Source organism: Billgrantia campisalis, from assembly GCF_022341425.1.
In the GTDB taxonomy this organism is placed as follows: Bacteria; Pseudomonadota; Gammaproteobacteria; order Pseudomonadales; family Halomonadaceae; genus Halomonas; species Halomonas campisalis.
This window is the reverse complement of record NZ_JABFUC010000003.1, coordinates 313,670-340,501: the sequence shown is the minus strand read 5'-3', so window position 1 is coordinate 340,501 and position 26,832 is coordinate 313,670. Positions and strand designations below refer to the sequence as shown.

At 65.2% G+C, this 26,832-nt stretch carries 22 protein-coding genes and 4 tRNA genes; 16 read left to right on the top strand and 10 right to left on the bottom strand.

The window, feature by feature from the left end:
* Positions 1 to 4 precede the first annotated feature (4 nt).
* The 4 genes from HOP52_RS05505 to HOP52_RS05490 form a co-directional block, all read right to left on the bottom strand.
* The gene (locus HOP52_RS05505; protein WP_238976336.1) at positions 5 to 1,621 is read right to left on the bottom strand and encodes an ABC transporter ATP-binding protein; all 1,617 of its coding nucleotides are present in this window, start codon (positions 1,619 to 1,621) and stop codon (positions 5 to 7) included.
* A 12-nt stretch (positions 1,622 to 1,633) separates the two neighbouring features.
* On the bottom strand, positions 1,634 to 2,470 hold the full coding sequence (locus HOP52_RS05500) for an ABC transporter permease (protein ID WP_238976334.1): 837 nt from the start codon (positions 2,468 to 2,470) through the stop codon (positions 1,634 to 1,636).
* Complete coding sequence (locus HOP52_RS05495) at positions 2,467 to 3,444, bottom strand: ABC transporter permease (protein WP_238976332.1); 978 nt, start codon at positions 3,442 to 3,444, stop codon at positions 2,467 to 2,469. Before HOP52_RS05495 ends, HOP52_RS05500 begins: the two co-directional genes overlap by 4 nt.
* A 90-nt stretch (positions 3,445 to 3,534) precedes the next feature.
* Complete coding sequence (locus tag HOP52_RS05490; RefSeq protein ID WP_238976383.1) at positions 3,535 to 5,088, bottom strand: ABC transporter substrate-binding protein; 1,554 nt, start codon at positions 5,086 to 5,088, stop codon at positions 3,535 to 3,537.
* 191 nt (positions 5,089 to 5,279) lie between these two features.
* Between HOP52_RS05490 and HOP52_RS05485 the strand changes: the two genes are divergently transcribed.
* On the top strand, positions 5,280 to 5,963 hold the full coding sequence (locus HOP52_RS05485) for a GntR family transcriptional regulator (protein ID WP_238976330.1): 684 nt from the start codon (positions 5,280 to 5,282) through the stop codon (positions 5,961 to 5,963).
* An 84-nt stretch (positions 5,964 to 6,047) separates the two neighbouring features.
* Here the strand turns inward: HOP52_RS05485 and HOP52_RS05480 are convergent, their stop codons facing one another.
* Positions 6,048 to 7,253, bottom strand: a complete 1,206-nt coding sequence (locus HOP52_RS05480) for a CaiB/BaiF CoA transferase family protein (protein ID WP_238976328.1) — start codon at positions 7,251 to 7,253, stop codon at positions 6,048 to 6,050.
* A 285-nt stretch (positions 7,254 to 7,538) separates the two neighbouring features.
* Here HOP52_RS05480 and HOP52_RS05475 point away from each other — a divergent pair, with 285 nt between their 5' ends.
* Both HOP52_RS05475 and HOP52_RS05470 read left to right on the top strand, forming a co-directional pair.
* Positions 7,539 to 8,000: a tellurite resistance TerB family protein gene (locus HOP52_RS05475; RefSeq protein WP_238976326.1), complete on the top strand. Its 462-nt coding sequence runs from the start codon at positions 7,539 to 7,541 to the stop codon at positions 7,998 to 8,000.
* A 124-nt stretch (positions 8,001 to 8,124) separates the two neighbouring features.
* Complete coding sequence (locus HOP52_RS05470) at positions 8,125 to 9,375, top strand: NAD(P)/FAD-dependent oxidoreductase (protein ID WP_238976324.1); 1,251 nt, start codon at positions 8,125 to 8,127, stop codon at positions 9,373 to 9,375.
* 11 nt (positions 9,376 to 9,386) lie between these two features.
* Here HOP52_RS05470 and HOP52_RS05465 read toward each other — a convergent pair whose 3' ends face one another.
* The gene (locus HOP52_RS05465; protein WP_238976323.1) at positions 9,387 to 9,800 is read right to left on the bottom strand and encodes a hypothetical protein; all 414 of its coding nucleotides are present in this window, start codon (positions 9,798 to 9,800) and stop codon (positions 9,387 to 9,389) included.
* A gap of 167 nt (positions 9,801 to 9,967) precedes the next feature.
* On the opposite strand from HOP52_RS05465, the gene pyrC reads away from it, so the two are divergent.
* A complete protein-coding gene (pyrC, locus tag HOP52_RS05460) occupies positions 9,968 to 11,005 on the top strand; it encodes a dihydroorotase (protein WP_238976321.1) in 1,038 nt (345 codons plus the stop codon).
* A gap of 72 nt (positions 11,006 to 11,077) precedes the next feature.
* Here pyrC and mtnN read toward each other — a convergent pair whose 3' ends face one another.
* On the bottom strand, positions 11,078 to 11,818 hold the full coding sequence (gene mtnN / locus HOP52_RS05455; RefSeq protein WP_238976319.1) for a 5'-methylthioadenosine/S-adenosylhomocysteine nucleosidase: 741 nt from the start codon (positions 11,816 to 11,818) through the stop codon (positions 11,078 to 11,080).
* A 109-nt stretch (positions 11,819 to 11,927) separates the two neighbouring features.
* Positions 11,928 to 12,794: a bifunctional methylenetetrahydrofolate dehydrogenase/methenyltetrahydrofolate cyclohydrolase FolD gene (gene folD / locus HOP52_RS05450; protein ID WP_238976317.1), complete on the bottom strand. Its 867-nt coding sequence runs from the start codon at positions 12,792 to 12,794 to the stop codon at positions 11,928 to 11,930.
* Positions 12,795 to 13,021: 227 nt separating this feature from the next.
* Here folD and HOP52_RS05445 point away from each other — a divergent pair.
* The 11 genes from HOP52_RS05445 to HOP52_RS05395 all read left to right on the top strand — a co-directional run bounded on the left by HOP52_RS05445 (position 13,022) and on the right by HOP52_RS05395 (position 23,422).
* Positions 13,022 to 13,098 (top strand) — tRNA-Pro (locus tag HOP52_RS05445).
* Positions 13,099 to 13,166: 68 nt separating this feature from the next.
* Positions 13,167 to 13,243 (top strand) — tRNA-Arg (locus tag HOP52_RS05440).
* Between the two features lie 48 nt (positions 13,244 to 13,291).
* Positions 13,292 to 13,366, top strand: a tRNA-His gene (locus tag HOP52_RS05435).
* A gap of 27 nt (positions 13,367 to 13,393) precedes the next feature.
* Positions 13,394 to 13,468, top strand: a tRNA-His gene (locus HOP52_RS05430).
* A gap of 286 nt (positions 13,469 to 13,754) precedes the next feature.
* On the top strand, positions 13,755 to 15,125 hold the full coding sequence (tig, locus tag HOP52_RS05425; RefSeq protein WP_238976316.1) for a trigger factor: 1,371 nt from the start codon (positions 13,755 to 13,757) through the stop codon (positions 15,123 to 15,125).
* 93 nt (positions 15,126 to 15,218) lie between these two features.
* Positions 15,219 to 15,839: an ATP-dependent Clp endopeptidase proteolytic subunit ClpP gene (gene clpP / locus HOP52_RS05420; RefSeq protein WP_238976315.1), complete on the top strand. Its 621-nt coding sequence runs from the start codon at positions 15,219 to 15,221 to the stop codon at positions 15,837 to 15,839.
* Positions 15,840 to 15,915: 76 nt separating this feature from the next.
* Entirely contained in the window at positions 15,916 to 17,193 is a 1,278-nt protein-coding gene (gene clpX / locus HOP52_RS05415; protein WP_238976313.1) for an ATP-dependent Clp protease ATP-binding subunit ClpX, read from the top strand.
* Between the two features lie 153 nt (positions 17,194 to 17,346).
* Positions 17,347 to 19,755 (top strand): endopeptidase La, encoded by a 2,409-nt coding sequence (gene lon / locus HOP52_RS05410; protein WP_238976311.1) that lies wholly within the window; start codon positions 17,347 to 17,349, stop codon positions 19,753 to 19,755.
* A 176-nt stretch (positions 19,756 to 19,931) separates the two neighbouring features.
* The gene (locus HOP52_RS05405) at positions 19,932 to 20,204 is read left to right on the top strand and encodes an HU family DNA-binding protein (protein ID WP_238976310.1); all 273 of its coding nucleotides are present in this window, start codon (positions 19,932 to 19,934) and stop codon (positions 20,202 to 20,204) included.
* A 191-nt stretch (positions 20,205 to 20,395) separates the two neighbouring features.
* The gene (locus HOP52_RS05400) at positions 20,396 to 22,213 is read left to right on the top strand and encodes a SurA N-terminal domain-containing protein (RefSeq protein ID WP_238976308.1); all 1,818 of its coding nucleotides are present in this window, start codon (positions 20,396 to 20,398) and stop codon (positions 22,211 to 22,213) included.
* 168 nt (positions 22,214 to 22,381) lie between these two features.
* Entirely contained in the window at positions 22,382 to 23,422 is a 1,041-nt protein-coding gene (locus HOP52_RS05395; protein ID WP_238976307.1) for a CobW family GTP-binding protein, read from the top strand.
* Between the two features lie 37 nt (positions 23,423 to 23,459).
* Here HOP52_RS05395 and HOP52_RS05390 read toward each other — a convergent pair whose 3' ends face one another.
* Together HOP52_RS05390 and HOP52_RS05385 are read right to left on the bottom strand one after the other, a co-directional pair.
* Positions 23,460 to 24,221, bottom strand: a complete 762-nt coding sequence (locus tag HOP52_RS05390; RefSeq protein WP_238976306.1) for a UDP-2,3-diacylglucosamine diphosphatase — start codon at positions 24,219 to 24,221, stop codon at positions 23,460 to 23,462.
* A gap of 84 nt (positions 24,222 to 24,305) precedes the next feature.
* The gene (locus HOP52_RS05385) at positions 24,306 to 24,803 is read right to left on the bottom strand and encodes a peptidylprolyl isomerase (RefSeq protein WP_238976303.1); all 498 of its coding nucleotides are present in this window, start codon (positions 24,801 to 24,803) and stop codon (positions 24,306 to 24,308) included.
* Between the two features lie 331 nt (positions 24,804 to 25,134).
* Between HOP52_RS05385 and HOP52_RS05380 the strand changes: the two genes are divergently transcribed.
* On the top strand, positions 25,135 to 26,832 hold the full coding sequence (locus HOP52_RS05380) for a glutamine--tRNA ligase/YqeY domain fusion protein (RefSeq protein WP_238976302.1): 1,698 nt from the start codon (positions 25,135 to 25,137) through the stop codon (positions 26,830 to 26,832).

Below are 26,832 nucleotides of genomic sequence, written 5' to 3'. Positions count from 1 at the left end.
TGCGTCACGCGCTGGCCAGCTCCGTTGCTCGGCCGGGAATGGCGTCCAGCAGCTGCTTGGTATAGGCCTCCTGGGGCGAGAGGAAGACCGCCTCGGCGCTGCCCTGCTCGACGATGCGGCCGTGCTGCATGACGATGATGCGGTCGCAGATCTGGGCGGCGACGCGCAGGTCATGGGTGATGAACAGCAGCGACAGCGACAGCTTCTGCTTGAGATCCTCCAGCAGCTCGAGGATCTGCGCCTGGATCGAGACGTCCAGTGCCGAGACCGCTTCGTCGGCGACGATCAGCTCGGGATTCAGCGCCAGGGCCCGGGCGATGCCGATACGCTGGCGCTGGCCGCCGGAAAACTCATGCGGAAAGCGGTCCACGGCGACAGCGCCGAGGCCCACCAGGTCGAGCAGTTCGCCGGCCTGTTTCATGGCGTCTCGGCGGGAGACACCGTTGGCCATGGGGCCCTGGGCGATGGCGTAGCCGACCCGGGTCCGCGGATTGAGCGAGGCGTAGGGGTCCTGGAAGATCATCTGCACCCGCCAGCGCTGGCGGCGCAGTTCACTCTTATTGAGCGCCGAAAAGTCGGTGCCGGAGAGCAGCAGGGTACCGCTGTCGGGCCGCTCCAGGCGCACCACGCAGCGGCCCAGGGTCGACTTTCCCGAGCCCGATTCGCCGACGATGCCGACGGTTTCACCGGGCGCCAGCTGGAAGGAGACGTCGCGCAGCGCCACCACCTCCCGGGCCGGCTTGAAGAGCCCGCCCCGGGAGCGGAATACTTTGTTGAGGTCCCGCACTTCCAGCAGCGGTGCCTGCTGCCTGGGGCTCTGGGCCTGGGGAATGAGGTTGCTGGGAATGGCCTCGATCAGCGCCCGGGTATAGGCGTGTTGGGGGTGGTTGAGCACCTCGTCGGCACTGCCCAGCTCGACGATCCTGCCTTCGCGCATCACGCAGACCCGGCTGGCCACCTCGGCCACCACGCCGAAGTCGTGGGTGATAAACATCACTGCCATGCCGCGACGCTGCTGCAGGTCGCGGATCAACTCGAGGATCTGCGCCTGGGTGGTGACATCGAGCGCGGTAGTCGGTTCGTCGGCGATCAGCAGCTCGGGCTCCAGGGCCAGCGCCATGGCGATCATCACCCGCTGGCGCTGGCCGCCGGAGAGCTGGAAGGGGTAGGCGCGAATGGCCTTGTCGGGCTGGGGAATGCCGACCTCTTCCAGCAGCGCGAGGGCCCTTGCCTGGCGCTCCTTGGCGGAATATTGGCCATGGGCCTCGAAGACCTCGGCGATCTGGGCGCCGACCCGCATCAAGGGGTTCAAGGCGGTCATCGGCTCCTGGAAGATCATGCCGATGCGCAGGCCGCGCAGCCGGCGGTGCTGCTTCTCGGTGAGCGTGAGCAGGTTCTGACCGTCGAAGATCACCTCGCCGTGGGTGGCCCGCACGCCCTTGGGCAGCAGGCCCATGAGGGCGTTGGCGGCCATCGACTTGCCGGAGCCGGATTCGCCCACCACGCACATGATCTCGCCGCGCTCCACGTCATAGCTGACGTCTTCCACGGCATACCGGCGGTCGGCGCCCTTGGGCAGGGCAATGGTCAGGTCGCGAATGCTCAACAGGGGGTCGGTCATGGGAGGTTCCTCTCAGGAGCGTTCGCGGGCAAGTTTGGGATTCAAGGCGTCATCGAGCCCTTCCCCCACCAGGTTCAGCGCCAGCACCGTAAGCAGGATGGCCACCCCGGGGAAGAAGCTCAGCCACCAGGCCTGGCGGATCACGGTGCGCGCCGCGCCGATCATGTAGCCCCAGGACATCACGTTGGGATCGCCGAGGCCGAGAAAGGAGAGCGCGGACTCCAGCAGTATCGCCGTGGCCACCATCAGCGAGGCCAGCACGATGATCGGCGACAGGGTATTGGGCAGGATCTGGCGCAGGATGATGGTGCGGTTGGTCTGGCCGACAAGCCGTGCCGCCTCCACGTATTCGCGATGGCGCAGCGACATGAACTCGGCGCGGACCAGGCGTGCCACCGGGGGCCAGCTGACGATGGCGATGGCCAGCACGATGGAGGTGATGCTGGGCTGCATGATCGCCACCAGCACGATGGCCAGGGCGAAGTTGGGAATGGTCTGGAAGAACTCGGTGAAGCGCATCAGGGCGTCATCGACCAGGCCGCCATAGTAGCCGGCGATGGCGCCCAGGGGTACGCCGATCATCAGTGCCACGCTGGTCGAGACGAGCCCGATCAGCAGCGAGACCCAGGCGCCGTGCATGATCCCGGCGGCGACGTTGCGCCCCATGGTGTCGGTGCCGAGCGGAAAGCCCTCGACCTCCATGGGGGGCAGGAAGGGCCGCTGGACCATGCGCCAGGGGGATTCGGGAAACACGAAGGGTGCCAGTATCGCCATCAGGATGATCGTCATCAGGATGATCAGCCCGACCAGGGCGCCGCGGTTCTGAGCAAAGCGGGCAAAAAAACTCATGACGCCTCCTTGATGCGTGGGTCGGCCAGCCGGTAGACCAGGTCGGTGATGATGTTGAAGACAATGACCAGTGCCGCGGAGAAGAAGAAGATGCCCAGCAGCAGGTTGTAGTCGCGCTGCTGCAGTGCCTCGAACATCAGTCGGCCGATACCGGGCCAGGCGAATACCGTCTCGGTGAGGATGGCGCCGCCCACCATCTGTCCCGCCTGCAGGCCGGCCAGGGTGATGATCGGTAGCAGGGCATTGCGCAGGATGTGACGGCGCTGGATGACGCTGTTCTTGAGGCCCTTGGCGCGGGCGGTCTTGACGAAGTCCTGCTGACTGGCCTCGAGCATGGAGGCGCGGGTCATTCGCGTGTAGATCGCCATGAAGAAGAGCGCCAGGGTGGTGGCCGGCAGGACCAGGTGCTTGGCCACATCGAGCACCAGTGCCATGCCGGTGTGGCCGGCACCCACGGTGTACATGCCGTAGGCGGGCAGCAGGTCCAGGTAGACCGAGAAGAGCACCACCGACATCAGCGCGACCCAGAACAGCGGGGTGGCGTAGAACAGCAGCGCCAAGGCCATGATGATCGAGCCGGAGGGCTTCTTGACGCGGGCGGCGGCCAGGGAGCCGGCCACGATGCCCAGTGCCAGGGAGAGCACGAAGGCCGTGCCGGTGAGCAGCAGGGTGGCCGGCAGGCGGGCGAGGATCAGGTCGAGGACGGGCATCTGCTGGCGATAGGAGAAGCCGAAGTCGAGCATGGCAACGCCCGAGACGTAGCGCCACAGCTGCACGTACATGGGCTGGTCGAGGCCGAAGCGCTCGCGTAGCTGGCGCAGAAACTCCTCGTCGGTGGCGCCGGCTTCGCCGGCGAGAATCGCGGCGGGGTCACCGGGGGCCAGCTGAATCAGCACGAAGTTGAAGATGATGATCATGAACAGCACGACGACGGCCTTCAACAGCCGCATCGTGATCAGTCGGACGTAGAGCATGCGAAGGCCTCGGCGGCAAGGGGGACGCGATGACTAGTGGGAGGGGCGACCTTCGCCGCCCCTCTATCAGATCAAGCCGATGTCGATGTTTCAGCGGTCGAGCCAGGCGTCCTTGAAGCCGTCGTTGACCCCCACCCCTGAGGTGATCAGGTTGCGGACGTCGCAGCGATAGATGGTCGGAAAACCGAGCTCCATCAGCCAGCCCACCGGCACGTCCTCGTGGATGATTTGCTGGGCCTCGTGATACAGGGCCTCGCGCTCCTCCTCGGGGAAGGCGGTGGCGGCGGCGTTGAACAGCTCGTCGACCCGCTCGTTCTCGTAGCCGCCGACGTTGTTCCAGGGCGAGCCCCGCTCGATATTGTCGGACAGGTAGGAGCGGGTGATGCCCAGCGCCGGGTCGCCGTACTGGTAGAGGAAGGTAAACGCCAGGTCGTAGTCCCACTCCGAGAGTCGCTGGTTCCAGCCGCCCACGTCGGTGGACTGGGTGCGCACGTTGACGCCCACCTCGCGCAGGTTCTGCTGTACCGCCTCGGCCCAGCGGGTCCAGGTCTCGCCGTAGGGCAGCGGCAGCAGGCGCACCTCCTCGCCGTCATAGCCCATCTCGTCGAGCAGCTCACGGGCGCGTTCGGGATTGTGATCGTAGGGGTCCAGCCCGTCGTGCTGGAAGCGGGCGTTGGAGCCGAACGCCGAGAGGGGCACCTGGCCCAGCTCGTTCCACAGCACGCTGTGGGCGAAGTCGCGATCCATGGCGTACATCACCGCCTGGCGGAAGCGCTTGTCGGCGGTGGGACCCTCGCGGTTGTTCATCCACAGCATGGCGAAGGGGCTGAAGTATTCGTGCCCTTTATCGGTGATGCAGGTGTTGTCCATGGCGGAGAGCCGGGGGATGTCGAAGTTCTCCACGGTGCCGTTGGGCAGCACGTCCACGGTGCCGTTTTCGTAGGCCACGGCGCGGGAGGCGCCATCGGGGATGATGTGCCAGTTGATGCCGTCCAGGTAGGGCAGCCCTTCCTCGTAGTAGTCGTCGTTGCGAACCAGCTGGATGACGGTGCCGCGGTCCCAGTTCTCGAACTTGAAGGGGCCGGTGCCGATGGGATGGTTGTTGTGCTCGTTGTCCCGGAAGTCGGTGCCTTCATAGAGGTGTTTGGGCACCATGGTGAAGGTCCCTGCCTCGAAGGAGAGCAGGAAGGGGCCAAAGGGCTCGGCGAGGGTGAACACCACGGTGTGGTCGTCGGTGGCCTCGATGCTTTCGACATGCTGAAGCACGGCCCGGGCACTGGGGTTCAGCTCGCGATGAAAGGCATCGGCCGAAAACACCACGTCTTCGGCGGTGAACGGCTCGCCGTCGTGCCAAAGCACGCCTTCCCGTAGCTGGAAGGTCCAGGTCAGGCCGTCGTCGCTGACTTCCCAGGACTCGGCGAGCTGCGGCATCGGTTCGAGGTCGGTGGAGTAGCGCAGCAGGCCCTCGTAGATGTTGCCGGCCACGGTGCGCGTTGGAGCGTTCTGGATCATGCCCAGCACCAGGCCCGGGGGTTCGGGCTGGATGATGGTGTTGATGGTGCCACCGCTTTTCGGCTCGTCGGCACTGGCGAAGGTGGCGGTAAAGGCGATGGCGGCGATGGCGGTGGCCAACGGGGTCTTCATCATGGTGCGGTACCTTGTTGTTGTGTCGTTGCCATGGACGGGATTCCATCGAATCGGCCTCTCTGGGCGACCGATGGCGAAGCAGCCTTCTTGAACATAGCAGCGGTTGGGAAAACTGTCGACAGTCGACATCGTGACTCGTTGCGCCATACTGACGGCAGCGATTCGCGATGCTATAGAGCCTAGCCAGTATGTCCTCATCCAGCGGCGTTGGAGATTTCACGGTCATTCAGCAGCGCAACCTGGTGGACCAGGTCGCCGACCTTCTCACCCAGGCCATCATCGACCAGCGTTTTGCTCCTGGGGAGCGCCTGTCGGAGGTGCAGCTGTCGCGGGAACTGGGGGTGAGCCGTGCACCGGTCCGCGAAGCGGCGCGGCTGCTGGAGAGCCGCGGGCTGCTGGTCAGCCAGCCGCGCCGGGGCTTCTTCGTACGCGCGCTCGATGCCCGAGAGCTGGACGATATCTTCGACCTGCGGCTGTGTCTGGAGCGTCACGCCATCGAGCGGCTAGCGCTCGACGCCTCGTCAGCTACTCTGGCCGCCCTTGCCCGCCAGGTGGAGGTGCTGTGCGAGGCGGCGGTGAGCGGTAACGAGAGCCGGCGTATCGAGGAGGACCTGAACTTCCACCGGCTGCTCATCGCCTCGGCGGGCAATCGCCGCCTGCTCAAGACTTTCGATGACCTGGCCCACGAGCTGCGCCTGTGCATCACCCTGATCACCAAGACCCATGAGAGTCCCGACACCATCGCCGACAGCCACCAGTGGCTGCTCGATGCCCTGGCCAGCGGCTCGCCGGCGCGTTGCCGTGAGGCCATCGATTACCATATTGGCGTGGCCAGGGACTACGTGGTGCGGGGGATCGGCGATTCAACATGAAAGGCGACGCTCCGGGTCATCGTCTGGGCATGGGATAGCGCCGGTCCGCCTTGCCTACCATCAATCCGCCTCGAAGTGGCCCGATCAGATGATGCCGGCCTGGCGCAGCTTCTCGCGTGTGGCGGTATCGATGCCCAGTTCGTCGAGCACCTCGTCGGTGTGCTGGCCCAGCGCGGGGCCGCCGTTGCCCAGCCGTCCCGGCGTAGCGCTGAGCTTGGGCAGCACTCCCGGCACCTTGAGGGGCTTGCCGTTGGGTCGGGTGATGCTCTGGATCATCTCGCGGGCCAGATAGTGGGGATCGTGGGCGATGTCGGCGGCGGTATAGGGGTAGCCGGCCGGCACACGGGCGGCATCGAGCCGGGTGAGAATGTCATCGCGTTCGTGCTGAAGGGTCCATGTCTCGATGGCGCTGTCGATACGCTTGGCCTGTCGGGCTCGCCCGTCATTATGAGCGAGCGCCGGGTCGTCGGCGAGATCGGGGCGTTTGATCACCTGCATCAGGCGCTTGAAGATGCTGTCACCGTTGCCCGCGATCAGTACGTAGTCGCCGCTGCGCGTACGGTAGGCGTTCGAAGGTGTGATGCCGGGCAGGGCGCTGCCGCTCGGCTGGCGGATTTCACCGCTGGCATCGTACTCGGGCAGCAGGCTTTCCATCATGGCGAAGACCGACTCGTACAGCGCGATGTCGACCTCCTGGCCCTGGCCGCTGCGGGCACGCTCCTGAAGGGCGAGCAGGGTGCCGATGACGGCATACAGGGCCGACAGCGAGTCGCCGATGCTGACCCCGACCCGCACCGAGGGTTGGTCGAGGTGGCCGGTGAGATAGCGCAGGCCGCCCATGGCTTCGCCGATGACGCCGAAGCCGGGCTTGTCCCGATAGGGGCCGGTCTGACCGTAGCCCGAGACGCGCACCATGATCAGGCCGGGGTTGATGGCACAGAGCGCTTCCCAGCCGAGCCCCCAGGACTCCAGCGTACCCGGGCGGAAATTCTCCACCAGGACGTCGGCCTCGGCGACCAGGCGGCGTACCAGGTCCTGGCCCTCCGCACTGCGCAGGTCCAGCGAAACCGAGCGCTTGTTGCGGGTCTGAACATGCCACCAGAGCGAGGTGCCGTCCTCGATCATTCGCCATTTGCGAAGCGGGTCGCCGGTACCGGGCGGTTCGATCTTGATCACATCGGCGCCGAATTCGCCGAGCAGCTTGGTGGCGAAGGGGCCGGCGATCAGCTGGCCCAGCTCGAGAACCTTCAGGCCATCCAGCGGCAGGCGCCGGAGATCCGGTGTTGTCATGATTGGCACTCCTTGGGCGGGATAGGATCAGCATGGGCGAGAGCGAGCGGCTCAACAATTCAGTAAAAATCCGCGAGAACCCTCACCCGCTAGGGCGGGGAGCAGTCACGAAAGGGGAAGTGTGATGTCGTGCTCAACGAAGCCTTGTCGTAGCATGGTGCTTCCCTGCCTGGCGAGCCAGGAGGCGCGGTGCGCCGATTCGACTTTGTCACCCCCCAGGTGGCCCCGGACGGAACGCACGGAGCCGCCGTGGGTCACAAGCGAGAACCTCGCAGGGGATTCCACATGCTCGATACCATCCAGCGTTTCTTCCAGCAGACCCTGGCCGAACCCGAGGCCGCGTCCGATCCTGCTCCGACCCTGGAGCTGGCCGCAGCGGCGCTGCTCTGCGAGGTGATGCGGGCCGACTACCATACCGACCAGACCCAGCTCGAGGCCCTTCGCGAGCTGCTCAAGACCCATTTCAAGCTGTCGGCGACGGCGGTGGAGGAGCTGATGGAGATGGCCCGCGAGGAGGTGGAAGCCGCGGTCGACCACTACCAGTTCGTCAGCCTGATCAAGCAGCACTACTCCTATGATCAGCGCTGCGAGCTGGTGCGCATGATGTGGGTGCTGGCCTACGCCGACGGCGGTCACAATGCCCTGGAGGAGCATCGCATTCGCCGTCTAGCCGACCTGCTGCATGTCAGCCATTCCGACTTCATTCGCACCAAACTGCAGGTGCAGGAGGCCGGCGGCATGGCCTGAGCATCGCCATCGCGCCTTGCCATGGCGCCGATCCCGGCGGCGGGTTTCGTCGCGGGCTGCTAGAATGGCCGCTTCGCTCCGGAGTCATTGTCGGAGCTTTTCGTCTGTGAAACGGAGGAGCGGCATGTCTCGCGAAACCATCGTCCTCGGGGCCGGTATGGTCGGAGTTTCCATCGCTTGGCACCTGGCCCGCCGCGGCCGGTCGGTGCTGCTGGTGGATCGCCGGCCGCCGGGGCGGGAGACCTCGTTTGGCAACGGTGGGCTGATTCAGCGCGAGGCGGTGCGTCCCTATCCCTTTCCCCGCGAGGTCGGCAAGCTGCTCAAGGTGCTGCCCAACCGTCGGGCCGACATCCGCTACAGCCTGGGCGGGATACTGAAGGCGGCGGGGCCGCTGTTCAGCTATTGGCGCCACTCGGCGTCCAATCAGCATGCGCGGATCATTCCCGAATATGCCTCGCTGATCATGCTCTCCACCCAGGAGCATGAGCCGATGATCGAGGCGGCGGGGGCGTCTGAGCTGGTGAGAAAAGAGGGCTGGCTGGAGGTCTATCGCAGCGCAGCCGAACTCGACGCCCGTGCCGAAGAGGCGCGCGACGCCGAGCAGCGCTTCGGCGTGACCCACGACCTGCTGGATCAGGCGGCGCTTCGCCAGCGCGAGCCGCGGCTGTCCGAGCGTCCGGTGGGTGCGATTCACTGGACCAACGCCTGGAGCGTGGCGGACCCTGGTGGTCTGGTGGCGGCCTATGCCGAGCTCTTCGAGCGTGAAGGCGGTCGCTTCCTGCAGGCGGACGTTCGCGGCCTGAGCCGGACCGGCAAGGGCTGGCGGCTTGAGACCGATGCCGGTGCCCAGGAGGCGGAGGAGGTCGTGGTGGCGCTGGGCCCCTGGGCCGGCCAGATGCTCGAGCCGCTCGGCTACCGGCTGCCGACCTTCGTCAAGCGCGGCTATCACATGCACTACGCTGCTCGGGAGGGGCAGCGTCTTCACCACTGGCTGCTGGACGCCGAGGTGGGCTATATCCTGGCTCCCATGAGCGCCGGCATACGCTTGACCACCGGGGCCGAGTTGAAACCGCTCGATGCGCCGCCGGATTACGGCCAGCTGGCGGCGGCCGAGCGGGTGGCCCGGGAGCTATATCCGGCGCTGGGCGAGCGCCTCGACGATGAGCCCTGGAAGGGCGCGCGGCCCTGCCTGCCGGACATGAAGCCGATCATCGGCCCGGCCCCTCGGCACGACGGGCTCTGGCTAGCCTTCGGTCACGGCCACCAGGGTTTTACCCTGGGGCCGGCGACCGGGCGCCTGCTCGCCGAGATGATGGAAGGGGAGGCACCGGCGGTCGACATGACCCCCTTCCGTGCCGACCGTTTCGGCCGCTGATTGGCCAGGCCTCAGCGACGCCGGCTGAGCTGGTGGATGATGAACTTCATCACCAGTGTCATCACATAGACCACCCAGCCGGCGGTGGCGAGCACGTTGAACAGCAGCATTTTCTGCTGAGCGCTGAGCGGCGCGAACAGCCACTCCAGCACGATGCCCAGCAGGAGCGCCAGGGCCATGGGCAGGGCCAGGATATGCATCCACATCTCGGTGCGTCGCTTGCGCACGTGATAGCGGCTGAGATGAACGCGAAAGGGGCGGTGCACGAAGCTGACCAGGATCATCGCGCCCAGGGCGAGCAGGGCGGCAAGGAAGGGTTCGATGCTATCCATCCGGGCCGAAATGCTGATCGACCAGAACACCAGTATCCACATGAGACCGGCCAGAATGGCTACGATATCGGCATAGTGGCGTACCCTGGGCATGGCGACTCTTCCTGACGACGATGAACGGCGAAGATGATACGGGAAAATGCGCCGAGGTGCTGCCGGTCTCGCGGCTGACAGGGCATGGCGGCAGATCCCGGCAGCGCTTCGCCGCTGGCCTCCGGTATACTGTTGCCGCCCAATCCACGCTGACGACAGGACATGCCGTGAACGCTATTACCCTGACCCGCCCCGATGACTGGCATCTGCATCTGCGCGATGGCGAGGCGCTGAACGCCGTGGTGGCCGCCACCGCTCGCCAGATGGGGCGCGCCATCATCATGCCCAACCTCAAGCCGCCGGTGACCACCACCGAGCAGGCGCTGGCCTATCGCGAGCGTATCCTGGCCGCACTGCCGGCGGGCTCCTCCTTCGAACCGCTGATGACCCTCTACCTCACCGACATGACCTCGGCGGAGGAGATCGAGCGGGCCAAGGCCAGCGGCCTGGTGCAGGCGGTGAAGCTCTATCCGGCCGGAGCCACGACCAATTCGGACTCCGGTGTGACCGACCTGGCCCACTGCGATGCGGCAATTGCCGCCATGGCGCGTCTTGGCGTGCCGCTGCTGGTTCACGGCGAAGTGACCGACGCCGAGATCGATATCTTCGATCGTGAGGCGGTGTTCATCGAGCGGGTGATGAAACCGCTGCTGGCGCGTCATCCCGACCTCAAGGTGGTCTTCGAGCATATCACCACCGCCGATGCCGCCGAGTTCGTCGCCCAGGCGCCGGCCAATGTCGCGGCCACCATCACCGCCCATCATTTGCTGTTCAACCGCAATCACATGCTGGTGGGCGGCATTCGTCCGCACTACTACTGCCTGCCGATCCTCAAGCGCGAGCGTCACCGGCAAGCGCTACTGGCGGCGGCCACTTCGGGCAGCCCCAAGTTCTTCCTGGGAACCGACAGCGCTCCCCATGCCCAGGGCGACAAGGAGAGCGCCTGTGGCTGTGCCGGGGCCTATACCGCGCCGGCGGCCATCGAGCTGTATGCCACCGCCTTTGAACAGGCCGGTGCCCTGGAGCGGCTGGAGGGCTTTGCCAGCCACTTTGGCCCCGACTTCTACGGCCTGCCGCGCAATGCGGACACCGTCACTCTGGTGCGCGAGCCCTGGCGGATGCCGGATACGCTGCCCTATGCCGGCGACCAGCAGATCGTGCCCCTCAAGGCCGGCGAGACGCTGGACTGGAAGCTTGGCGACTGAGCGGAGACGATTCGACCGATGCAAGACGCCAGCGGCCGCCCTCGGGCGGCCGCTCTTTCGTCGGGCCGGGAGCTAGCCCGCCACTGTCTCGGCGTCGGCGGGCTGGCTATGGTTGGCCAGGCGGGCCACCATCGTTTCGACCATGCGCGCCGAATGGGCCGCGGCCTGTTCGAGGAACTGCTCGAAGGAGAGGTGGTTATCGCCGCCGCCGGCGATGTCCGACAGCGAGCGGATGACCACGAAGGGGCAGCCGTACAGATGGCAGGTCTGGGCGATGGCGGCGGCCTCCATCTCGGCGGCCATCATGGTCGGAAAGCGGCTGCGTGTCTTGGATACCAACTCGGGACAGGCCATGAAGACGTCGCCGGTGGCAATCAGGCCCTCGGCCACCCGCACCTCGCCCAGCGCCTCGACGCACTCCCGCGCCAGCGTCACCAGCCGTTCATCGGGCAGGTAGGCGGCGGGCATGTCGGGGACCTGGCCGTGCTCGTAGCCGAAGACCACCGCGTCCACATCGTGGTGGCGCACCTCGGTGGACACTACCACGTCACCGATCGACAGCCCCTCACCGAAACCACCGGCCGAGCCGGTGTTGATGATCGCCTCGGGCTTATAGACATCCAGCAGTAGGGTGGTGCCGATGGCGGCGTTCACCTTGCCGATGCCGGACTGCAGGATCACCACGTCGACGCCGTGCAGGCGGCCGTGGTGGAAGGTGCAGCCGACATGGGACCGCGTACGCCGCCCTTCGAGCAGTGAGGCGAGATAGGCCACTTCCTGGGCCATGGCGCCGATGATGCCGATGCGTTTCATTGTGAGTCCTGTCTCCATAAGCCTGGTCGCACGTGCAGCCTGGTCGATGGCCGAGGCTGCGGGGCCGGCAAGGCGGAAGCGCGAAGTCTAGCGAAGGTGCGCTCGGCTGTCAGGCCGGGGTCATGGTGTCGTGCAGATCCGCGGCGGATAGGGTGTTCTCCAGCAGCGAGGCCACCGTCATGGGGCCGACCCCCCCCGGTACCGGGGTGATCCAGGCAGCGCGGCGGGCGGCGACGTCGAATTCGACATCGCCGACCAGCCGGCCGTCCTCTTCGCGATTGATGCCCACATCGATCACGATGGCGCCATCGCGCACCCATTCGCCCTTGACCAGCCCCGGCTTTCCAACCGCAACCACCAGCAGTTCGGCGCGTCGCACGTGCGCTTCCAGATTGCGCGTGAAACGGTGGCAGACGGTGGTGGTGCAGCCGGCCAGCATCAGTTCCAGGGCCATGGGCCGGCCGACGATGTTGGACGCGCCCACCACGGTGGCGTCCAGACCGCGGACGTCTAGGCCGCTCTCCTGGAGCAGGGTCATGATGCCCTTGGGGGTGCAGGGGCGCAGCATCGGCAGCCGCTGAGCGAGGCGGCCCAGGTTGTAGGGGTGGAAGCCGTCGACATCCTTGTGGGGCAGGATGCGTTCCAGGATGGGGCGGGGGTCAAGGTGCTCAGGCAGCGGCAGCTGGACGAGGATGCCGTCGATGCGGGAGTCGCTGTTCAGCTCGTCGACCAGCCGCTCCAATGCTTGCTGGCTGGTATCGACCGGCAGCGCGTGCTGGAAGGAGAGGATGCCGGCCTGCTCGCAGGCGCGGTGCTTGTTATTGACGTAGACATGAGACGCCGGGTCATCGCCCACCAGGACGACGGCCAGGCCGGGAGTCCGCTTGCCCTCCGCCTGGCGCGCTTTCACCCGGTGCGCGACCTGCTGGCGGACTTGGGCGGCAATGGCCTTGCCATCGATGAGTTGGGCGGTCATCGTCTCTCCCCCGTTGGTGAGTAGTGAACGGCTCGGGCCGCCGGTCCGGGGCTCTGCCGGGATTCCTGGCGGTCCTGCATGGCTGGCGATTTTCGCATGCCGAGGCCCTCAGGCAAAGGGCAAAAGGCCCGCCACGTCAGGCGGCTATTGACCGGCGGTGATTCTCGCGTAGAATACGCAGCGCTCGATGAGGCCCTGTGGCGGCATCGAGGCCGTGCGAAGGCCGGCGGGGTGTAGCGCAGTCTGGTAGCGCGCCTGCTTTGGGAGCAGGATGTCGGGGGTTCAAATCCCTCCACCCCGACCACAACTTCCTGTTTGTGCTCGGAATTTTATCAATCAGGGGTTGCGGTCAGGCGCCATGAGACGTAGAATGCGCCCATAGCTCAACCGGATAGAGCAACGGCCTTCTAAGCCGTAGGTTGCAGGTTCGAGTCCTGCTGGGCGTGCCACCTAGGTGCGTTCGTGGCGGCGATCCGGATTGAGTGTTTGTCGATATGGTGGATGTAGCTCAGTGGTAGAGCCCCGGATTGTGGCTCCGGTGGTCGTGGGTTCGATCCCCATCATCCACCCCACATCGACGCTTGTTGGTTCTTGCAATGGTGGATGTAGCTCAGTGGTAGAGCCCCGGATTGTGGCTCCGGTGGTCGTGGGTTCGATCCCCATCATCCACCCCATTGCATCGGATTTGGCTGCTGTTCCTTTCTCTCGTGTTTCCCTGGTTGGGTCTATTCCGGTTGCCGATGCGCTGCTGTGCGCTGTCGCGACGCCGCGTCGTCGGTGAGCCTGCGGTGGCTTGTCGCGGGCTTGTCCGCCTTCTCCCCTTGAAACCTTGAAATTGTGCTGCAGGGCCCCCATTCAGTCGGGGTGACGCTTGCCAGCGCAAGGCGGGATTCTTAGAATCAGCCTTTTGACCTTTTCTACGCATTCAACAGAACGCCCCCAGTCGGTAGAGGACTATTCATGCAAGTTTCCGTCGAAACGACCTCCCAGATCGAACGCCGTGTCACGTTTCAGGTGCCTGCGGCCGAGGTCGACGAAGCCGTCGAGGCACGCCTCAAGGACACGGCCAAGAACGTGCGCCTGAACGGCTTCCGCAAGGGTCGTGTGCCCATGTCCGTGGTGCGTCAGCGCTATGGTCGCGATGTGCGCGACGAAGTGGTGGGCGAGCTGATGCGCGAGCGCTATGTTCGTGCCATTACCGAGCAGAACCTCAATCCGGCCGGTTTCCCGAGCATCGAGCCCAAGGTCAACGAGACCGGCAAGGATCTCGAGTTCGTTGCCTCGCTGGAGGTCTATCCGGAGATCGAGCTGGCGTCGATCGAGGGCGCCGAAGTGGAGCGTCCGGTGGTCGAGGTGACGGAAGCCGACGTCGACGAGATGATCGACACCCTGCGCAAGCAGAACGCCGCCTGGGAAGAGGTGGCGCGCGCGGCGCAAGAGGGGGATCAGGTCACCATCGACTTCCAGGGCTTCCTGGGCGATGAACCTTTCGAGGGCGGCAGTGCCGAAGGGCACGATCTGGTGATCGGCTCCGGCAGCTTCATTCCCGGCTTCGAGGAGCAGCTGGTGGGCGCGGCGGCCGGCGAGGAGAAGGAGATCCAGGTCACCTTCCCCGAAGACTATCAGGCGGAGCACCTGGCCGGTAAGGACGCGACCTTCAAGGTCAAGGTCCACAAGGTCAGCGGCCAGGCACTGCCGGAGATCGATGCCGAGTTCATCCAGCGCTTCGGCGTCGAGGATGGCGACCTCGACAAGTTCCGCGAAGAGGTCAAGCGCAACATGAGCCGCGAGGCCAAGCAGGCCATCGACAACCGCGTCAAGCAGCAGGTGCTCGAAGCGCTCAAGAAGGCCAACGACGTGCCGGTGCCCCAGACGCTGGTGCAGCAGGAGACCGATGCCCTCAAGCGTCAGGCGGCCCAGCAGTTTGGCCTGGGGGAGGACTTCGACGTCTCCCAGCTGCCCAACGAGCTGTTTGCCGATCAGGCCAAGGGGCGCGTGCAGGTGGGGCTGCTGCTGGCCGAAGTGATCAAGGCCGGTGAGCTCGATGCCGACGATGACGAGATCAGGGGCCGTGTCGAGGAGCTCGCCGAACAGTATCAGGACCCCCAGCAGGTCGTTGACTATTATATGAGCAACGACCAGCTGAAGGCCCAGGTCAAGTCAGCGATCCTGGAAGAGAAGGCCGTCGACAAGCTGCTGGAGCAGGCCAGCGTCAAGGACGTGGAAATGAGCTATCAGCAGGCCCTCGCGGCGGCTCAGCAGCAGGCCGAGCAGGATGACGCCGAGGACGAAGCGCAGACTGCTTCGGAAGACGAGCAGAGCAAGGCCTGACACTCCGGCCAGAGTTCCCTTCCGGGCGGCCGGGCAGGCCCCCGGGAGGTGGCGCGATAGCTTCCATTCATCGGATGCAAGGACATCACATTGATGAGCAATGAGTTCGAGACCCTGAACGCTGGCGGCCTGGTGCCGATGGTGGTCGAGCAGAGCGCGCGCGGCGAGCGGGCCTATGACATCTATTCCCGCCTGCTCAAGGAGCGCGTGATCTTCCTGGTGGGTCCGGTGGAAGACTACATGGCCAACCTGGTGGTGGCACAGTTGCTGTTCCTGGAGTCCGAGAACCCGGACAAGGATATCCACCTGTATATCAATTCGCCGGGTGGCGCGGTGACCGCCGGCATGGCGATCTATGACACCATGCAGTTCATCAAGCCCGATGTGTCTACCGTCTGTGTCGGCCAGGCGGCCAGCATGGGTGCCCTGCTGCTGGCCGGCGGTGCCGCGGGCAAGCGCTACTGCCTGGCCAACTCGCGGATGATGATCCATCAGCCGCTGGGTGGCTATCAGGGGCAGGCGTCGGATATCGAGATCCATACCCGCGAGATCCTGGGGATCCGCGATCGGCTGAACCGGATCCTGGCCCACCATACCGGTCAGGACTTCGAGACCATCGCGCGGGACACCGATCGCGACAACTTCATGGATGGCGAGCAGGCGGTAGAGTACGGGCTGATCGACGCCACGCTGGATAAGCGGCCGACATCCTGATAGCGTGATTTCTATACACGCCCCAAATACGTGATTCCCGGCGGCACCAGGCCGCCGAAGCGACAGAGGTACGCGAATGGCCGACGGCAAAGGCAAGGACGAAGGCGGTAAGCTGCTCTACTGCTCGTTCTGCGGCAAGAACCAGAACGAGGTACGCAAGCTGATTGCCGGCCCGTCCGTGTATATCTGCGACGAGTGTGTCGATCTGTGTAACGACATCATTCGCGAGGAAGTTCTCGATGCCGATGCCGAGAGCGATGAGGAGCGTCTGCCCGTTCCTCGCGAGATTCGTCGCACCCTGGACGACTACGTGATCGGGCAGGATCGTGCCAAGACGGTGCTGTCCGTGGCGGTCTACAACCATTACAAGCGTCTGCGTGCCGGCATCAAGGGCGATGACGTCGAACTGGGCAAGTCCAATATCCTGCTCATCGGTCCCACCGGCAGCGGCAAGACCTTGCTCGCGGAGACCATGGCGCGGCTGCTCAACGTGCCGTTCACCATCGCCGATGCCACCACCCTGACCGAAGCCGGCTATGTGGGTGAGGACGTCGAGAACATCATCCAGAAGCTGCTGCAGAAGTGCGACTACGATGTGGAGAAGGCCCAGCGCGGCATCGTCTATATCGACGAGATCGACAAGATCTCGCGCAAGTCGGACAACCCCTCGATCACTCGCGATGTGTCGGGAGAGGGCGTGCAGCAGGCGCTGCTCAAGCTGATCGAGGGGACGACCGCCTCGGTGCCGCCCCAGGGCGGGCGCAAGCATCCGCAGCAGGAATTCCTGCAGGTCGACACCGCCAACATCCTGTTCATCGTCGGCGGCGCCTTCGCCGGCCTCGACAAGGTCATTCGCGACCGTGCCGAGAAGGGCGGTATCGGCTTCAATGCCACGGTGAAGAGCAAGGATGAGGCGAAGGGGGTCGGCGACCTGCTGCTCGACGTCGAGCCCGAGGATCTGGTCAAGTTCGGCCTGATTCCCGAGTTCGTCGGTCGTCTGCCGGTGATCGCCACCCTGACCGAGCTGACCGAGGATGCCCTGGTCCAGATCCTGACCGAGCCGAAGAATTCGCTGGTCAAGCAGTATGCCCGGCTGTTCGACATGGAGGGCGTGGAGCTCGAGTTCCGCGACGATGCGCTGCGGGCGGTGGCCGGTAGGGCCATGGCGCGCAAGACCGGCGCTCGCGGCCTGCGCTCCATTCTCGAGTCGGTGCTGCTCGATACCATGTATGAAATTCCCTCCATGGAAGGGGTGACCAAGGTGATCATCGATGCCTCGGTCATCGCCGGCGAGAGTGAGCCGCTGCTCCTCTATTCCCAGCAGGAGCAGCGGGTCGACGGCACCGACGGCTGAAGCCGGTTGGGCTTCCCGCTCGACACCGCTGACGTGGAAAGGGGTCGCCTGGGCGGCCCCTTTCCGCGTGCGCTGCCTGTCTTGCCCTTGCAATGGGGCGTCCACGCCCCCATTCCTTCCGTATCCACCCGATTCGTTTGAGGAACGTCTGCGATGCAGCAGAACGCCGACCAGACCTTGAGTCTGCCCCTCCTGCCACTGCGCGATGTGGTCGTCTATCCGCAGATGGTGATACCGCTGTTCGTTGGCCGGGAAAAGTCGATCCAGGCGCTCGATGCGGCCATGGCGGCCGACAAGCGCGTGCTGCTGGTGGCCCAGCGAGAAGCCGGTCAGGATGACCCCGGCACCGAGGATCTCTTCGCCATCGGCACCGTGGCCGAGATCATGCAGCTGCTCAAGCTGCCGGACGGCACCGTGAAGGTGCTGATCGAGGGCACGTCGCGTGCCGACGTGCGCGAGGTGCATCACATCGACCAGGGCTACAGCCTGGCCGAGGCGGTGCTGCGCGACAGTCAACCGCTCTCCGAGCGCGAGCAGGATGCGCTGGTGCGCGTACTGCTCAACCAGTTCGAACAGTACGTCAAGCTCTCCAAGAAGGTGCCCAACGAGGTCCTCAACTCCCTGTCGGGCATCGAGGATCCCAGCCGCCTGGTCGATACCATCTGCGCCCACCTGTCGCTGAAGATCGGCGACAAGCAGGAGCTGCTGGAGATGGACCGCGTGCGCGACCGTATCGAGCACCTAATGGCGTTGATCGAGTCCGAGATCGACCTGCTCCAGGTGGAGAAGCGGATTCGTTCGCGGGTCAAGGACCAGATGGAGAAGTCCCAGCGCGAGTACTATCTCAATGAGCAGATGAAGGCCATCCAGAAGGAGATGGGCGAGCTCGAGAACGTGCCCAACGAGGCCGAGAAGTACGAGAAGGCCATCGAGGAATCGGGCATGCCCAAGGAGGCGCGTGACAAGGCGACCCAGGAGCTGGGCAAGCTGAAGATGATGTCGCCCAACTCCGCCGAGGCCACGGTGGTGCGCTCCTACCTCGACTGGCTGGTGTCGGTGCCCTGGAAGAAACGTACCCGGGTCAAGCATGACCTGGTGCATGCGCACAAGGTGCTGGATGAGGACCACTACGGCCTGGACGAGGTCAAGGAGCGGATCCTGGAGTACCTGGCCGTGCAGAAGCGGGTCAAGAAGCTCAAGGGGCCGGTGCTCTGCCTGGTGGGCCCGCCCGGGGTCGGCAAGACCTCGCTTGGGCAGTCGATTGCCCGGGCCACCAACCGCAAATATGTGCGCCTGGCGCTGGGTGGAGTGCGTGACGAGTCCGAGATCCGCGGCCATCGCCGCACCTACATCGGTTCGCTGCCCGGCAAGATGATCCAGCGCATGAGCAAGGCGGGGGTGAAAAACCCGCTGTTCCTGCTCGATGAGGTCGACAAGATCGGCATGGATCACCGCGGTGACCCGGCATCGGCATTGCTCGAGGTGCTCGATCCGGAGCAGAACGACAAGTTCAGCGACCACTATCTCGAGCTGGACTACGATCTGTCCGACGTCATGTTCATCTGCACCGCCAACTCCATGAATATTCCCGGTCCGCTGCTGGACCGCATGGAGATCATCCGCCTGCCCGGCTACACCGAGGATGAGAAGCTGGCCATCGCCCGGCGCTACCTGGTGCCCAAACAGCTGACCGCCAATGGGTTCAAGGATGATGAGCTGAGCTTCTCCGACGAGGCGCTGCTGGAGCTGATCCGCTACTACACCCGTGAGGCAGGGGTGCGTGAGTTGGAGCGCCAGATCGCCAAGGTGTGCCGCAAGGTGCTGCGCCAGCGCCTGGAGGCCGAGGGCAAGGAGGGCGCCCAGGCCGCACAGACGCTGTCGGCGGCCGATATCGAGGCCCATGCCGGCGTTCGGCGCTATAGCTACGGCCTGGCCGACCTCGAGGACCAGGTGGGTCGCGTCACTGGCCTGGCCTGGACCTCCGTGGGGGGCGAGCTGCTCAGCATCGAGTCGGTGGTGACGCCGGGCAAGGGGCGCATCAACAAGACCGGCTCGCTCGGCGACGTCATGAAGGAGTCGGTCAGTGCCGCCCATACCGTGGTCAGGGCGCGTGCCGACAGGGTGGGGATCGACCCCGAGCGCTTCGAGAAGGAAGACCTGCACATTCATGTGCCCGAGGGGGCAACGCCCAAGGACGGTCCCAGCGCCGGCATCGCCATGGTCACCGCCATGGTCTCCGCCTACACCGGACGGCCGGTGCGCTGCGACCTGGCCATGACCGGTGAAGTGAACCTGCGCGGGGAGGTCATGCCCATCGGCGGGTTGAAGGAGAAATTGCTGGCCGCTCGGCGGGGTGGTATAAAGTCCGTGCTTATTCCGGAAGAGAACCGCCGGGACCTCAAGGAGGTGCCGGACAATATCAAGGACGCACTGGATATCCGGCCCGTCCGCTGGATCGACGAGGTGCTGGAGGCAGCGCTGGCCGAAAGGGGCGATGCCAAAGGCGATGAATCACGAGCGGAAGACTCGACATCCTCGCCCTCGATGATCAGCACGCATTGATGATGATTTTCGTGCCATGACCGGGGTGAAACCCCGGCATGGCGCGGTTTTGCGCCGCAGTTTGCTTGACACATCTTTTACGGCATTGCTATAAACTGCAGCCATGCTGTGATCGCGTTGCTCGCCGAACGTTGCGCTGATTAGAGCCATTTTCCGAAACAGTCAAGGGGTGAAGTGTGAACAAATCCGAGCTGATCGAAGCCATCGCCGCGTCTGCCGATATTCCCAAGGCCGCGGCGACTCGTGCGCTGGATGCCATGGTCGATACCGTCGCCGATAGCCTCAAGAACGGCGAGACCGTTTCCCTGGTGGGCTTTGGCACCTTCTCCGTCAAGGAGCGTGCGGCGCGCACCGGGCGCAACCCGCAGACCGGCGAGCCGATTCAGATCAGCGCAGCCAAGGTGCCGACCTTCAAGGCCGGCAAGGCGCTCAAGGACTCCGTGAACTGAGCCGACGGGCCGTTTGCGCCGAAGACAGTTGAAGTCGTCAGACGCGCTGACGACGGCAAGACACAGGCGCATCGCCATGGCGATGCGCCTTCTTTATGGGCTGGTAGGCCGCCCACACCGTGGTCGAGGCATCGCCGCAAGGCGTATACTATGGCGCGACTGCCAGCCAACCATCATCAGCCGAGGCCTGCATGCTGCAAAGTATTCGTGATCGTTCCAGAAGTTGGGGCGCCAAGATCATCGTCGGCGCCGTGGTCGTGACCATGGCGCTGTTCGGCGTCGAGTCGCTGGTCGGGCTGTTTGGCGGAAGCGGTGACGAGGTGGCCAAGGTCAATGGCCAGACGATCACGCGCCAGCAGCTCGAGATGGAGGTCCAGCGGGCGATTCGCACCGGCCAGGTCCCTCCCGAGCAGGAGCGGGCGCTGCGCGGGCAGGTGCTCGACGAGCTGATCGGCGAACGTCTGCTCACCGCTTTCGCCGAGGACGGTGGCCTTTATCTCTCCGAGGAGCAGCTCGATCAGGTGATCGTGACCCTGCCGGAATTCCAGGACCAGAGCGGTCGTTTCGACAGCGACCTGTTCCGCAATCGCTTGGCCAGCGCCGGCTTCACGCCAACCAGCTTTCGGGAAGCGCTGAGGGTCGATCTCAAGCGTCAGCAGCTGCAGCAGGGCCTGGCGGTCAGCGACTTCACCCTTCCGAGCGAACGCGAGACGCTGGCGGCGCTGCAGCGCCAGACCCGCAGCTTCCGCCACCATACGCTCGACGTTGAGGACCTGCCCGAGCCGGTCAGCGTCAGCGAGGCCGACCTCCTGGCCTATTACGAGGACAACGCCGAGCGCTATCAGCGTCCCGAGCAGGTACGGCTCGAGTACGTCATCGTCGATCGTGAAGAGATGGCCGAGCGGGTCGAGATCAGCGAGGCGTCGCTACGAGACGCCTGGGAGGCGCGAGGGCGCGACGCGGATCGACGTGTGTCCCACATCATGGTCACCTTCAACGGTGAACGAAGCCGCGACGAGGCCGTTACGCGACTCGAGGCGGTGCGCGAGCGACTGGCCGAGGGCGATGCCTTCGCCGATCTGGCCCAGGAGTATTCGGATGATCCCTCGACGGCCGAGCAGGGTGGTGATCTCGGAGTGATCAGTCGCGGCTTCTTTGGTGACGACTTCGATGAGGCTGCATTCGGTATCGGTCCCGGGCAGGTGTCGAGCATCGTCGAGACCAGCAGCGGCCTGCATCTGGTCAAGGTGACCGAGCTCGATCAGCCGCCGCTGGAGGAGATGCGCGATGAGCTCACCCGCGAGCTGGCGCTCGCCCAGGTCAGCGATACCTTCAATCGACGCGTGCAGACGCTGATCGACGAAAGCTTTGCCGCCGATGACCTGGCCAGCGTCGCCGAGAGCCTCGACCTGCAGCTCTACCAGAGCGACTGGGTGTCCCGCGACGGCGGCGAGGGGGTTCTCTCCGAGCCGGGCGTCATGAGCGAGGCCTTCAGCGAGGACGTGCTCGTCGAGGGCTTCAACAGCGAGGTCATCGAACTCGATCAGGATCGTCGCATGGTGCTGCGGGTCGCCGAGCATCGTGAGGCCACGGTGCTGCCCCTCGATGACGTTCGCGATCAGGTCATGGCGGCCGTGGAGCGCCGCAAGCAGCGCGAGGCGCTGCTCGAAGTGGCACGCGAGCGTGTCGACGAGCTGCGCGCCGGGGCCGACCCCGAGCTCGACTGGGAGCGTGTCGAAGGCGCAACCCGGCAGAGCGGTCAGGTGCCCCAGGCCGTACTGCGGGCGGCTTTCCGGCTGCCGCATCCCGCGGATGACCAGCCGGTCTTCGGTCACGCCAGCGATGGCGACCGGGTGGTGCTGATTGCCCTGGAGGCCGTCGATGAGGGTGAGATCGACCCTCAGGTGGAAGCCTTCGTGGCGCGGATGGCCGAGCAGCTGCGCGGGCAGGCCGCTGTCCAGGGGCTGCAGGTGCACCTTCGCGATACCGCCGACATCGAACGCCGCTGACAGAGGGTGTCGCGAGAAGGGGTGCTTGAGCGCCCCTTTCTTTCGGCGTGACTTTATACCGTTATCTATGCTGTCCATTGCTTTGTGGGAGACATCGTCGACAGGCTGTAGGCGCAATGGCCTAGATGTTATCCTGTAACATTAATTCTTTCTTGGGGGCTGACGTCCATGGCCAATGCGCCGCTTGAAGCGATTCCCGTTCATCTGATTACCGGCTTTCTCGGCAGTGGCAAGAGTACGCTGATCCGGCAATTGATCGAGCAGAAGCCGGCGCATGAGACTTGGGCCATCGTGATCAACGAGTTCGGCCAGGTCGGCATCGACCAGACGATGTTCGCCGAGCGCCGCGATCTGGTGGTGAAGGGGCTGCCCGGCGGCTGCCTCTGCTGTCAGCTGGCCTTCGTGATGCAGGCCTCGCTGGTCAATCTGCTGCATCGTCATCGTCCCGATCGGGTGATCATCGAGCCCTCCGGGCTGGGGCATCCGGCGGGGCTGCTCGACGTGCTGCGCGGCGAAGCGTTCCAAGGGGTGCTGGAGGTTCGCGATATCATCGCGGTGCTCGATCCGCGGCGCCTCGACGATCCGCGCGTCCTGGAGCACGAGACCTTTCGTGATCAGCTGGCGATGGCCGATGCGGTGGCCTTGACCATGACCGACCTGGTGTCGGCTGACAAGCGAGACGCCGCCCGACGCTGGGCACTGGATCACTGGCCGCGCCGCAAATGGGTGGTCGATGCCCCGCACGGTGCGTTGCCGATGGCCCGGCTGACGGCAAGCGATACCAGCCGTGCGCCGCGCGGTGCTGTCGATCACCGCCATGCGGCGCTTCGCGTCGACGTTGGGGAAGGGGGGCTGCCCGAGGGCGATGAGTCGCCGCTACCCGAGCCGGGACGGCCACAGCGCGAGGCCGGCGCTGCGCTGGGGTTTGCCACCCTGGGCTGGCGCTGGCATCCGGCGGATCGTTTCGATCTGGATCGGCTGAGTGCGCTGCTCGGCGACCTGCCTGCCGGGCTGCGTATCAAGGGGGTGCTGCATACCGAGGCGGGTTGGAAGCTCTACAACCGCGCCGAGGGCGCGGTGAGCCTGAGTTCCAGCGTTTGGCGTCGCGACTCGCGTCTGGAGATCATCGGCGACAGCGCCCGCCTGCCGCCTGCCACGGAGCTGGAAGCGGCGCTGGCCGCCTGCAGGCTGGCGCCAGCGTCCGAGTGAGTCGAGCCGACGGCCGTGCTGACGTGGGGGCGCTCGGTTAGCTGAGGGGAAAACGGTTCAGCTGCGGCTGGCCGCCCTCGTCGGCGACGATCTCCCAGCCCTCCGTGGGCCGCCAGTCGCCCAGCACCATCCGCGTGGCGGGGCGTTCGTCGATGGTGAGTTCGTGCACCGCCGGCCGATGCGTATGCCCGTGGATCAGCGTGGTGACGCCGTGTTCGCGCATCACGCGAACCACTTCGTCCGGCGTCACGTCCATGATGTCGTCGGCCTTGTTGGACGTGGCCTCGCCGGATTGATCGCGAAGCTGCTTGGCCAGGGCGATGCGCTCGAGAATCGGCATCGCCAGGACCTGCTGCTGCCAGGCCGGATGGCGCGCCTGGGCGCGAAAGCGCATGTAGGCCTCATCGCGGGTGCAGAGGCTGTCGCCGTGCATCAGCAGCACCGATTGCCCATCGATGGCAACCACGGCCGGATCGGCCAGCAGCTGGGCGCCGGCGGCCCGGGCGAAGCGCTCGCCAAGCAGGAAGTCGCGGTTGCCGTGCATCAGGTAGATGTCGGTGCCGTTGTCGGAGAGTCGCTTGAGGGCCGTGGCGACACGCGCTGCGAGGAGCGCATTGCCGGTGGGGTCGCTTTCGGCCAGATCGAGCAGGTCGTCGCCGATCCAGGCTTCGAACAGATCGCCAAGGATATACAGTGCGTTGGCACCCTGGGCGCGCTCCTGCAGCCAGCGCAAGAAGCCCTCAGTGATCTCGGGGGCATCGGGTTGCAGGTGCAGGTCGGAAATCAGCAGTGTGGTCATGAGGGGTGTCGATCCTGGTCCGGGCGAGGCGTGGCGAACACGATGCCCGCCCGGGGCGGGCATCGCTGTCTCGGGCGTGGGCCATCAAGCGTCCTTGACGTAGGCCTTCTGGATGACCACGTCCTCGGCGGGCACATCGGCATGCATGCCGCGGCGGGTGGTGGACACCGACTTGATCTTCTCGACCACCTCCATGCCGTCGACTACCTCGCCGAACACGCAGTAGCCCCAGCCCTGGATGGACTTGCCGCTGTGGTTCAGGAAGTCGTTGTCGGCGACGTTGATGAAGAACTGGGCGGTGGCGGAGTGGGGGTCCTGGGTGCGGGCCATGGCCAGGGTGCCGGTAGTGTTCTTCAGGCCGTTGTCGGCCTCGTTCTCGATGGGGTCGCGGGTGGGCTTCTGGTTGAAATCGGTATCGAAGCCGCCGCCCTGCACCATGAAGCCGTCGATGACGCGGTGGAAGAGGGTGTCGTCATAGAAGCCATCGCGCACGTACTGCTCGAAGTTGGCGGCTGTCTTGGGCGCCTTGTCATGGTTCAGCTCAACGCCGATATCGCCGAAATTGGTCTGTAGAACGATCATCGATAAGTTCCTGTCCAGTAAAGGGGGTCACGCCTTGGCGTTGCCCGTGGGCGTGACGCTATAATAGCGGTTTTGCTTCGATGCGCGAAGCGAGCACCGGGATGTTCAGGGCTATCGCAGACAGCGGCATCGCTCGGGGCTTATCCGGCGGCAGGCCTGCGAGGAGGCGCTGTGAACCCCTCCCTGGGCGCTACCGACGCCATCCCTGGCGTAGGACCTCCTCTCCGGCCTGCCCCCGGCGCCCCTCGCTGTGGGCAACTCCGTTAGCCCTGGAAGTCGCCAACGCTCGCCGCCAGGCCCGCACCTTCAACCAGAGGTTGTTTTTCCAACCATGACCACCGACACCACCAGCGCGCCGAATTTCATCCGTAACCAGATCCGCGAGGAGATCGAGGCCGGCCGCACCGGCAAGATCGTGACTCGCTTCCCGCCGGAGCCCAACGGCTTCCTGCATATCGGCCACGCCAAGTCGATCTGTCTCAACTTCGGCCTGGCCGAGCAGTTCGGTGGTGACTGTCACCTGCGCTTCGACGATACCAACCCGGCCAAGGAGGAGCAGGCCTACATCGACGCCATCAAGGAGGACGTGGAGTGGCTGGGCTTCCAGTGGGCCGGGCCGGTGCGTCACGCCTCGGACTACTTCGACCAGCTCTACGCCTGGGCTCAGCATCTGGTGCGCGAGGGCAAGGCCTATGTCGACGACCTCTCGCCCGAGGAGATGCGCGAGTATCGCGGCACCCTGACCGAGCCGGGGCGGCCGAGTCCTTACCGAGAGCGCGGCGTGGAGGAGAACCTCGACCTGCTCGAGCGCATGCGCGCAGGCGAGTTCGCCGAGGGCGAAAAGGTACTGCGGGCGAGGATCGACATGGCCTCGCCCAACATCAATCTGCGCGATCCGATCCTCTATCGGATCCGCCACGCCCATCACCACCAGACCGGCGACAAGTGGAAGATCTATCCGTCCTACGACTTCACCCACGGACAGTCCGACGCCATCGAGGGCATCACTCACTCCATCTGTACCCTGGAGTTCGAGGATCATCGCCCCCTCTACGAGTGGTTCCTGGATAACCTGCCGGTGCCGGCAAAGCCGCGCCAGATCGAGTTCGCGCGGCTCAACCTCAACTACACCCTGACCTCCAAGCGCAAGCTCAAGCTGCTGGTGGATGAGGGCATCGTCGACGGCTGGGACGACCCGCGCCTGCCGACTATCTCCGGGATGCGTCGCCGCGGCTACACGCCGGCCTCGATTCGCCGGTTCTGCGAGATGATTGGGGTGACCCGGGCCGACGGCGGGCTGGTGGATATCGCCATGCTCTACCATGCGATCCGCGCCGACCTGGAAGACAATGCGCCCCGGGCCATGGCGGTACTCAAGCCCTTGAAGGTGGTGCTGACCAATGTGCCGGAGGGGCAGGAAGAGGTCTATGAGGTGCCGGGGCATCCGGCCCGGGATGATCTGGGCGTGCGCCGGATCCCCTTTACCCGGGAGCTCTATATCGACCAGGACGACTTCATGGAGGAGCCGCCCAAGAAGTTCTTCCGCCTGGCCCCCGGCAAGGAGGTGCGCCTGCGCAACAGCTACGTGATCCGCTGTGACGAGGTGGTCAAGAACGACGCCGGAGAGGTCGTGGAGCTGCGCTGCTCGGTGGACTTCGACACCCTGGGCAAGAACCCCGAAGGCCGCAAGGTGAAGGGGGTGATCCACTGGGTCAGCGCCACGCACGGCGTGCCCATGGAAGTGCGCCTCTACGACAATCTCTTCCAGGTGGAGCAGCCGGACAAGGACAAGGACGCCGACTTCCTCGACCACCTCAATCCCGACTCGCTGGTGGTCTGCCAGGCCATCGGCGAGCCGAGCCTGGCCGAGGTCACGCCGGAAAGCCGCTTCCAGTTCGAGCGGGTCGGCTACTTCTGCGCCGACCGTCACGCCTGTCGCGAGGGCCGGCTGGTGTTCAATCGCACCGTGGGGCTCAAGGACAGTTGGGCGAAGATCCAGAAGAAAGCGCACGATCAAAAGAAGGGCTGA